This is a genomic window from Aeromonas sp., assembly GCF_050633025.1.
Taxonomy (GTDB): Bacteria; Pseudomonadota; Gammaproteobacteria; order Enterobacterales; family Aeromonadaceae; genus Aeromonas.
Map to the genome: position 1 here is coordinate 19,919 of NZ_JBODRQ010000039.1, position 8,330 is coordinate 28,248.

The window sequence follows — 8,330 nt, forward strand, 5'->3', positions numbered from 1 at the left end:
TTTCAGGACTCCGACAAGGTGGCACAACCGGTTGTGACAGGCTGGTGCGTGGCAAGATGGTGGATGGCAAACCAGAGCTGACCGGCGGCGATGCCACCGTCATTGAGCGGCAGGGTTTCGCTGGTCAATACCTGCCGACCGGCCGCTTCGAGTGCGGGTACCAGCTGGTCCATCAGCACCCGGTTTTGAAAGACGCCGCCCCCCAGCGCCACCGGATAGCCGGGGAAGCGCTCGGCCAGGGCGATGACCAGATTGCTGATGGCGCGGATAAAACCGGCGGCCAGGCTGGCGGTGGCGGCGCCTTTGCACCGCTCGCTGACAAGGGTATTGATCAGCTCTGCCCACTCGATATGCAGTTGCCCCTCCGCTGATTGGCTGAGATCAAAGGCGAGGGGGAAGGGCTGTTCATCGGGGGTCAGCTGCGAGGCGGCTGCCTCCAGCAAGAGTCCCGCTTCGCCCTCGTAATCGGGTGTGTCGATCACCCCCAAGAGTGCCGCCACCGCATCGAACAGCCGGCCGATGGAACTGGTGTAAGGGGCGTTGCGACACAGCTGCCAGAGCTGGTGCAGGTTGCTGATCCGCTCAAGGGACTGTTTGGTGATCAACGGAATATCGAGGGCGCTGATCTGCTCAGGAGTGTGCGATTCAAACAGCAGCCCCAGCAGCTGGCGCACCGGCTCGCGGATGGCCGCCTCGCCGCCGATCAGCTTGAAGGGTTTGAGGTGGGCAACGCGCGTAAAGCCCTTCACATCGGCCAGCAGCAGCTCGCCGCCCCAGAGGGTGCCGTCATCGCCAAGGCCGGTGCCATCGAAGGCAACCCCCAGCACCGGGCCCGTGATGTTGTGCTCGGCCATCACCCCCAGCAGGTGGGCGTGATGGTGCTGCACCTCGAGGTGGGTGGCACCCTGATCGCGGCAATAGCCCTTGGCCCACTGGTGGCTGAGGTAGCCGGGGTGGCGATCCGAGACCAGCACTTCGGGCTTGAGATCGTAAAGATCGCGAAAGGTCGCCAGGGTCTGCTCGAAGTGGCTCTGCATCGGCAGGCTGTGCAGATCGCCGATATAGGGGCTGTAGATGCGCTGGCGGCCGAAGGCGAGCGCCAGCTGGTTCTTCTGCTGCGCCCCGACCGCCAACAGCGGCACCCTGACCGCCTCTTGCAGGCTGGGAGTGCAGGGGGCATAGCCCCGGGCGAGGCGCAACGTCTGGCGTCGCCCGCCTGCCCACTGCAGCAGACTGTCGTCGCACGGGTGCAGGATGGGGCGGTTGTGATCCAGGATGCCGTCAATCTCGCGGCCGAGTTCCCTGACCACCGCCTCGCACTCGATAAGGATTGGGCTGCCGCGACCATTGGCGCTGGTGGCCACCAGCGGCATGGCGCAGGCATCCAGCAGCAGCTGATGGAGCGGGGTATAGGGGAGCATGATGCCAAGGTAGGGGATGCCGGGGGCGATCCCCTCGGCCAGCGGCGCGGTTGTCAGTCGGGATTCTGAGAGCCGATCATCGTTAATGCGCTTGCGCAGCAAGGTGATGGGTCTGGCCTGAGAGGCGAGCAGCTTCCACTCGTCTTCGCTGCCGGTGACATGCAATTTGGCCTCGGCAAGGGAGCCCATCATCACCGCCAGCGGTTTGCGCGCGCGCCGTTTGAGCATTCGTAATCTGGCCACACTCTGTTCATTGCGGGCATCACACATCAGGTGATACCCCCCCATCCCCTTGACCGCGATAAGCTTGCCCGCTTGCAGGGCGTGGGCAGCGGCTTGCAACGCATCCTCGCGTTCTGCCAGGGCATCGCCGCGGCCCGAGCGCCAGCTGAGATGGGGTCCGCACTCGGGGCAGCTCACCGGCTGGGCGTGGTAGCGTCTGTCCAGCGGGTTTTCATAGGCCGCCGCACAGCGCGGGCACATGGCAAAGCTCGCCATGGCGGTGTGGGGGCGGTCGTAGGGAAGGCGGCGGATGATGGTGTAGCGCGGGCCGCAGTGGGTGCAGTTGGTAAAGGGGTAGCGGTGGTGGCGATCCGCCGGATTAGCCACATCCCGGGCGCATGCCTCGCACATTCCCTGATCCGGCGAGATGGCGACCGTGGCCGCGCTCTGCTGCTGGCTCGCTTTAATTCGAAACTGGCCATGAAATTGGCCATCGAAGTCGGGATCATGAGCGAGGGGCAGTTCCCGCTCGCTGAAGTGATCGATGCGGCTTAAGGGCGGCGCCAGTTCCCGCAGTTCGCGGGCAAAGCTGGCGAGCTGCTCGGGGGAACCCTCGGCGCCAATGGTGACGCCATTGGCATCGTTCAAGACATAACCGGCAAGGCCGTGGCGCAGCGCCAGCCCATAGACGAAGGGGCGAAAGCCGACCCCCTGTACGATGCCGTCGATATGAAATTCGCGGCGCAGCCGGTTGGCCACAGGATTGGCAGAGCCAGCGGGGGCGATGGTGGCGCTCATGCCGGCTCCATCTCATCTTGAGTCTGCGGCAAACGCAGCACCCGGCGCTCGTTCTCCTCGCGCCGTACCCAGCCATCCATCTCCATGCGCAGGCAGAACGGAATGGCGTATTTGCGCGACAAGCCGGTGATCTCCTTGAGGGATGCCATGTCGATCAGATCTCCCACCTGCTGGCCCGCCAGCACGGCGGCGACCATCTGGTTGTAAAGCTCGGCGTCGTAGTAGATGGGGCCATCGAGCTGCACCAGATACTTGAGTCGCGCCAGATTGCGCATCTGCTTTTGCAGGGCGCCTTTTTGTAGCAAGCCCTGCTGCAGGACCGCGGGCAGCTTGCGGGTGATAAAGGGATCCAGCTCCACGCCGCCGGGACCCAGTTTACCGGGCTCGTAACCCTCCTTGCCTTGATCTCGCACTACCTTGAGCACCAGCTGTGCCTCTTCTCCCAGATCATCTTCCGACTCGCCGCTGCCCGGCTGCCACTTGTCATGGTGCAGGCGAACAAGCTGCTCGCTCTTGAGCTGCTGGAGCAGGGTCTGAGTGACCGGCAGGGCGATACCAAAGCGGGTCGCCAGCTCCACGGCACTAAGGGGTTCACTTTTCAGCGTGGCCAGCAGTTGATCGCGGCTCTGGGCCAGCCAGTGGTTGTCCAGCAGCCAGTCACCGAGAGGGCAGACCTGCTCGGGCCGCTGGTCAAAGCGGCTGGCCAGCACATAGCCATTGAGCCCCAGCTGCAGGGTGGCCGGGTTGTAGTGCTCGAGCTCATCTGGCAGCTCGCCCAGCAGGGTGTGCAGCGCCTTGCGTCTGGCGGGGTGGATGTCGCCGCACCAGACGATGCGGGCGCCGTGCAGCAGTTCGCTGCTGCCGTGGCGAATGATGGCGAGTGGCTGGCCGAAGAAGCAGGGGATGGGGCTGCTAAAGATCAGCCGTGCCAGCTGGGTGTCTTTTATTGGTACAAAGCGCGCCCGGCCATGCCAGCTGCCGAGGGCCACCTCCACCTCCTGCGTGCGCAGTGTCTTGCTACTCAGGCCATCGGCGTTGAGGCGTACGATAAGGTGGGTTGCCGCCTCGCACTGGCCGACAGTGCTGGTAAGGCAGTGGCCGCGGGCCACCTCCTTGTGGGGCACTTTTTTAAGGCCCACCGCCACCCGGCAGACGGCGCCGATCTCGTCGACGCTCTGGTGATAGGCCTGCAGGGAGCGCACCTGCACCTCCCGATCGGCGGGGTAGAGGCGCAGCTTGTCCCCCACCTTGAGGCAGCCCTGCTGCAAGGTGCCGGTAAGCACGGTGCCGGTGCCGTTGGCGGTAAAGACACGGTCTACATACAGTCGCGGGGCGGCCTGTTCGAGGGGCGCTTGATGCTCAGCCATATCTCCCAGCTGGCAGACGATGGCGGCGTGCAGGGCAGCCATATTGGCGCCGGTTTTGGCGCTGACGCTGACGATGTCGGGCACCATGCCGCTCTCGTCCATTACCCGCTCCAGCAGGCTCTCCTCCAACAGCAAAAGCTCGTCGGGGGAGACCAGATCGCACTTGTTGATGCAGACCAAGAGACGCGGCACCCCCATCGCCTTGAGCAGGCGCAGGTGATCGCCGGTCATCGGCATCCACCCCTCGTCGGCGGCGATGACCAGCAGCACCAGATCCAGACTCCAGAGCCCCGCCACCATGTTGCGGATATAGCGCTCGTGGCCGGGCACGTCGATGACGCCTATGGTGTTGCCCTGACCGTCGTCGAAGTGGGCAAAGCCGAGATCCTGGGTCATGCCGATGGCCTGCTCGTGGGTGCGGGCGGTGGTGATGCCGGTGAGGGCCTTGATCAGCAGGGTCTTGCCGTGATCCACGTGGCCGGCAAGACCGATAACGGCGCGATAGGGGGTCATGGGATCAGGGCTCCTCGGTTGCATTTGTTGCATTGAACGGGGCGGGCAGCAGCAACTCCCTGAGTTGGGCGATCAGCAGTTCCATCTCGGTCGGCAGCAGGGTCGCCATATTGAGCAGCACCTTCTGCTGGCGCACGGTGGCGATGACCGGCACCGGCAGTTCGCGCAAATCATCGAGCAGCTGCTGGGCCGGACGCGGGTCGGTGCACTCCAGCGCGGGCGCCGGATAGAACTCGTCCGGCAAGGTGCCGCCACCTACCACCAGCTGGGTCGGGACCGGCACAAAGCAGCCGGGCAGGGCTGCCATCAGCCGGGAGGCTCTGGCCTGCATGGCGGCCGGATTGCTCAGAGTGCGATGGGCAATGCCCTCACCGATGGGAGATTTGTTGAGCTTGTGGATGAGCAGCCGTTCGAGCAGGGAGTAGACGATGCGGCTCGGGCGGAAGGTGCGCATCATGGGGTGTTTTTCCAGCCGTTTGATCAGGTCGCTGCGGCCGCTGATGATGCCCGCTTGCGGGCCACCCAGCAGCTTGTCACCGGAGTAGCAGACCAGATCCGCCCCCGCCTTGATGTACTGGCGAACCGAGGTTTCGTCCGGCGCAAACTCTTCGGTGGTCAATCCCGAACCCTGATCCACCGCCAGTACCACGTGCTCGGGCAGGGCGCGGGCCACTTCGCCGATATCGGGGGATTCGGTAAAGCCGCGAATGGCGAAATTGGATTTGTGTACCATCAGCACCAGCGCGGTCTGATCGGTGATGGCATCAAGGTAATCTTTGGCGGTGGTGATATTGGTGGTGCCCACCTCCACCAGTTTGGCGCCGGAGAGGGCCAGAATGTCGGGGATGCGAAAGCCGCCACCAATCTGGATCTGCTCGCCGCGCGAGACGATCACCTCGCGCCCCTTGGCTACCTCCTGCAGCAGCAAAAAGAGCGAAGCGGCATTGTTGTTCACCACCAGCGAATCCTCGGCCTGGGTGAGGCAACCGAGCAGGGGAGCGATCAGCCCCTTGCGCCCGCCGCGCTTGCCGGTGGCGAGGTCCAGCTCCAGATTGTTGTAGCCGGTGTTGAGGTCACGCACCTCGTCCCACAGATCGGCACTTAACGGCGAACGCCCCAGATTGGTATGTACCAGGGTGCCGGTGGCGTTGATCACCCGGGTTTGACGCTGGCGCAACTGCTGTTGGCAGCGTTTGGCAATCAGCGCCTCGATCTGCTCGGGGGCAACGCCATGCTGGCGAAAATCTTCGCGCTGGCGCAGCTCGCTCAGGGTGTCGCGTACCGCCTGGGTCACCAGCGGGCGGCTCAGCGCCTCGATAAACCCGGCGAGAAAGGGTTGCTGCAGCAGCTGTTCCACTTGGGGCAGACGGCGCGTTTGTTGCTGGCTGGGCTGTTGCTGTGGATCTGGCAGAGAATCGTCGGCAGCCTGACTTGATGCGGGCTGGCGGTGGGGGATAGCTGACGCGTAAGACGAGTTCGGCATGGGATTACCAGTGCAGTGCGTGGGTTCGGGATGCGCACCGGTTTGCCGATAGAGAGACCGAGCTGACGGGTTATGGCACTGCTGGCGATTTGCGGATGACTGCAAACTGGGTGCATCAATGAGCGGGTATAAATTAATGCTTCATCAATGCCGATAAATTAATTTTTGGCCAGCGAGATAACCTGAGTTCGAATTATATTGGCAAGCGGCAAGCACTTTTTTATAAGGTATTACTTCAAACATATTGAACAAACAATGGAAATAACATCCAGGCCGAAAAATTCAGCGGGAGAGTATTTGTTCAATAGATAAATTTGGCGGAAGAGGCAGGAATCGAACCTGCCAAAGCCTTCTCGGCTCACATCGGTTTTGAAGACCGAGGAGGCCACCAGACCCCATCAACTTCCGTAACGGTCGCCATTTTGTGGCAAATTTCTGTGACTGGCAACGCTTTTTTTGTCATAAAAAAGCGAGGGTTAGCGATTTTTTGAAAAAATCAAAGAACCTTGTTTTATATCAAGTTCAGCACAATTAGCCCGATATTTTTAATTTAACATCGGGCCTGGATCACATTGTCAATATCGTCGATCAATAACAGTCGCTAACAACTCGGCAAATAGTTATCGTGCGACGTTGGCCATATTCCACTGCGTCAGATGTTTTATTAACAAATCGCTATCCTTGGAATCCTCCAAATGGCCGTAGAGATAATCCATGGCGCCGCTCACCATTTCTGTCATCGGGAATGAGAACGCTACTATGGCCGGTTGTACCCCGACAAAGATCACCTCGGGGACAAAGGTCTTGAGCTCGTCGATCAGGAAATTGAGCGGCATATTGTGGGTCGAGAAGATAAACATCTCGGCGATGGTCTCGGGGGGGATCACCTGCAGGGTACCCGCCTTCTCGCCGATCTCGGCGGCATCCACCAGCACCACCCGCTCCGGTTGCAGCTCCCGCACCTTGTAGACCACATTTTCCGGCGCGATGCCGCCGTCGATATGGATCCAGCCGGGCAGGGGGGCGGCCTGCAGTTTGTCGGCGAGATAGGGGCCGGCACCGTCGTCCCCCATCATGGCATTGCCCACGGTCAACACGAGATTGCAGCCCATCAGCGGCTCCTTACCATCAGGTACATATGGGGGTCGTTATAGAGGGCGGTGAGCTGATCCATAAAGGTGTTGGTCCAGCCCAGCACCTGCTCATCGAGTAGATTGTCGGTTTTGCGCAGCCGGTCGAAGGCGCAGGCCAGCATATGGCAGTGCTCGCGATAGATGGTGATCTCGCCAAAGGTGAGAAACCCCTCCATCTTGCGGCGCGCTTCACTCTCTGCGGGCAGCTTGGCTACCCAGTCGCGATAACCGGTCAGCGAGCAGACCAGGTCTGCTCGCAGGCAATCGACAATGCCGAGGTGGTGGCCGATGGCGAGGCTGTAGTACATCACCTCCTTGGCCTCTTCCGGCACGTCGAACTGCTCGTCGACGAACTTGCGCGAGAGGCGGTAGAAGAAAACCTCGTCAGCCATGCACCGCCTCTCCCTTGCCGGCCGCCCGGTTGAGGCAGGCGTTTGCGAGGTTGTTGACGATCTCCGAGAGGCGCGGATCGTCGTGCTGATCGAGGTAGCTCTGGATGCGCAGATCCACATCCTGCTGGGTCGCCCCTTCGAGCAGGGCCATAAACTCGTCGGCGATGATCCGCCCATGTCGGTAACCAGCCATACGGCGCGCTTCGCGCTCGATCATCACCCGAATTTCGTTGGGGATGCCGGTGTGGCGCAGCTCGACCCGTTCACCCGGTTGCACATCATGGCTGGTGGCTTTGAGTTTTTGCTCAAGCAGACCGAGCGCCACGGCAAAGCCGTAGATGGTAGCCGCCGGTGTCGGAGGGCAGCCGGGGATATAGACATCCACCGGTACGATTTTGTCGGTGCCGCCCCAGACGCAGTAGAGGTCGTGGAAGATGCCGCCGTCACAGCCGCAGGCACCGTAGGCGATGCAGATCTTGGGATCGGGCGCCGCCTCGTAGGCGCGCAGGGCCGGCACTCGCATCGCCCGGGTCACCGCGCCGGTAAAGAGCAGGATGTCGGCGTGGCGGGGGGAGGCGACCACCTTGATGCCGAAGCGCTCGGCATCAAACAGCGGGGTGATGGTGGCGAAGATCTCGATCTCGCAGGCGTTGCAGCCGCCGCAATCGACCCGGTAGACATAGGCCGAGCGGCGAATGTCCTTGAGCAGGGTTTTCTTGAGTTTGGTGATCTCGGGATCCTGTGCCAGCGGCACGGCGCGGGTATGGGCATGGCCGACAACCGGTTCTATGCCTTTGATCTTGCTCATCACATCCACTCCTTTTGTGCGGCCATCGGTGTGGCTACCGGTGCGATCAGGGCCGAGTCAGGCTGGTTCAGCATGCTCTGTTTTCGTTTGCAGTCGGGGCAGTGGTGCAGTCGCTCCGGGGTGGCCAGCGGGGTGCCTGCCTGCTTGAGGGTGTCCTCCACCAGCGCCACCAGCTTGCTCGGGGCAAAGTAGG

General features: G+C 62.0%; 6 protein-coding genes, 1 tRNA gene and 1 pseudogene. All 8 read right to left on the minus strand.

Annotated elements, in window-relative coordinates:
* Window positions 1-2: 2 nt before the first annotated feature.
* Window positions 3-2,441, minus strand: coding sequence for a carbamoyltransferase HypF (gene hypF / locus ACRAUW_RS07695; protein ID WP_431361807.1), 2,439 nt, complete (start codon window positions 2,439-2,441; stop codon window positions 3-5).
* Window positions 2,438-4,321, minus strand: a complete 1,884-nt coding sequence (selB, locus tag ACRAUW_RS07700; RefSeq protein WP_431361808.1) for a selenocysteine-specific translation elongation factor — start codon at window positions 4,319-4,321, stop codon at window positions 2,438-2,440. The genes hypF and selB overlap by 4 nt, the downstream gene beginning before the upstream one ends.
* Before the next feature lie 4 nt (window positions 4,322-4,325).
* Entirely contained in the window at window positions 4,326-5,804 is a 1,479-nt protein-coding gene (gene selA / locus ACRAUW_RS07705) for an L-seryl-tRNA(Sec) selenium transferase (protein ID WP_431361809.1), read from the minus strand.
* Window positions 5,805-6,119: 315 nt separating this feature from the next.
* A tRNA-Sec gene (locus ACRAUW_RS07710) sits at window positions 6,120-6,211 on the minus strand.
* Between the two features lie 213 nt (window positions 6,212-6,424).
* Complete coding sequence (gene hycI, locus ACRAUW_RS07715; RefSeq protein WP_431361810.1) at window positions 6,425-6,916, minus strand: hydrogenase maturation peptidase HycI; 492 nt, start codon at window positions 6,914-6,916, stop codon at window positions 6,425-6,427.
* On the minus strand, window positions 6,916-7,329 hold the full coding sequence (locus ACRAUW_RS07720; RefSeq protein ID WP_431361811.1) for a formate hydrogenlyase maturation HycH family protein: 414 nt from the start codon (window positions 7,327-7,329) through the stop codon (window positions 6,916-6,918). Before ACRAUW_RS07720 ends, hycI begins: the two co-directional genes overlap by 1 nt.
* A complete protein-coding gene (locus tag ACRAUW_RS07725) occupies window positions 7,322-8,137 on the minus strand; it encodes an NADH-quinone oxidoreductase subunit B family protein (RefSeq protein WP_431361812.1) in 816 nt (271 codons plus the stop codon). Before ACRAUW_RS07725 ends, ACRAUW_RS07720 begins: the two co-directional genes overlap by 8 nt.
* Window positions 8,137-8,330 (minus strand): annotated as a pseudogene (locus tag ACRAUW_RS07730) (formate hydrogenlyase complex iron-sulfur subunit); the annotation flags it as partial. The pseudogene ACRAUW_RS07730 and the gene ACRAUW_RS07725, both read right to left, overlap by 1 nt.

Excerpts from the sequence above, each read along its gene's own strand:
- ACRAUW_RS07725 (WP_431361812.1), bottom strand. The coding sequence starts at position 8,137 with ATGAGCAAGATCAAAGGCATAGAACCGGTTGTCGGCCATGCCCATACC.
- hypF (WP_431361807.1), bottom strand. The coding sequence starts at position 2,441 with ATGAGCGCCACCATCGCCCCCGCTGGCTCTGCCAATCCTGTGGCCAAC.
- selB (WP_431361808.1), bottom strand. The coding sequence starts at position 4,321 with ATGACCCCCTATCGCGCCGTTATCGGTCTTGCCGGCCACGTGGATCAC.
- hycI (WP_431361810.1), bottom strand. The coding sequence starts at position 6,916 with ATGGGCTGCAATCTCGTGTTGACCGTGGGCAATGCCATGATGGGGGAC.
- ACRAUW_RS07720 (WP_431361811.1), bottom strand. The coding sequence starts at position 7,329 with ATGGCTGACGAGGTTTTCTTCTACCGCCTCTCGCGCAAGTTCGTCGAC.
- selA (WP_431361809.1), bottom strand. The coding sequence starts at position 5,804 with ATGCCGAACTCGTCTTACGCGTCAGCTATCCCCCACCGCCAGCCCGCA.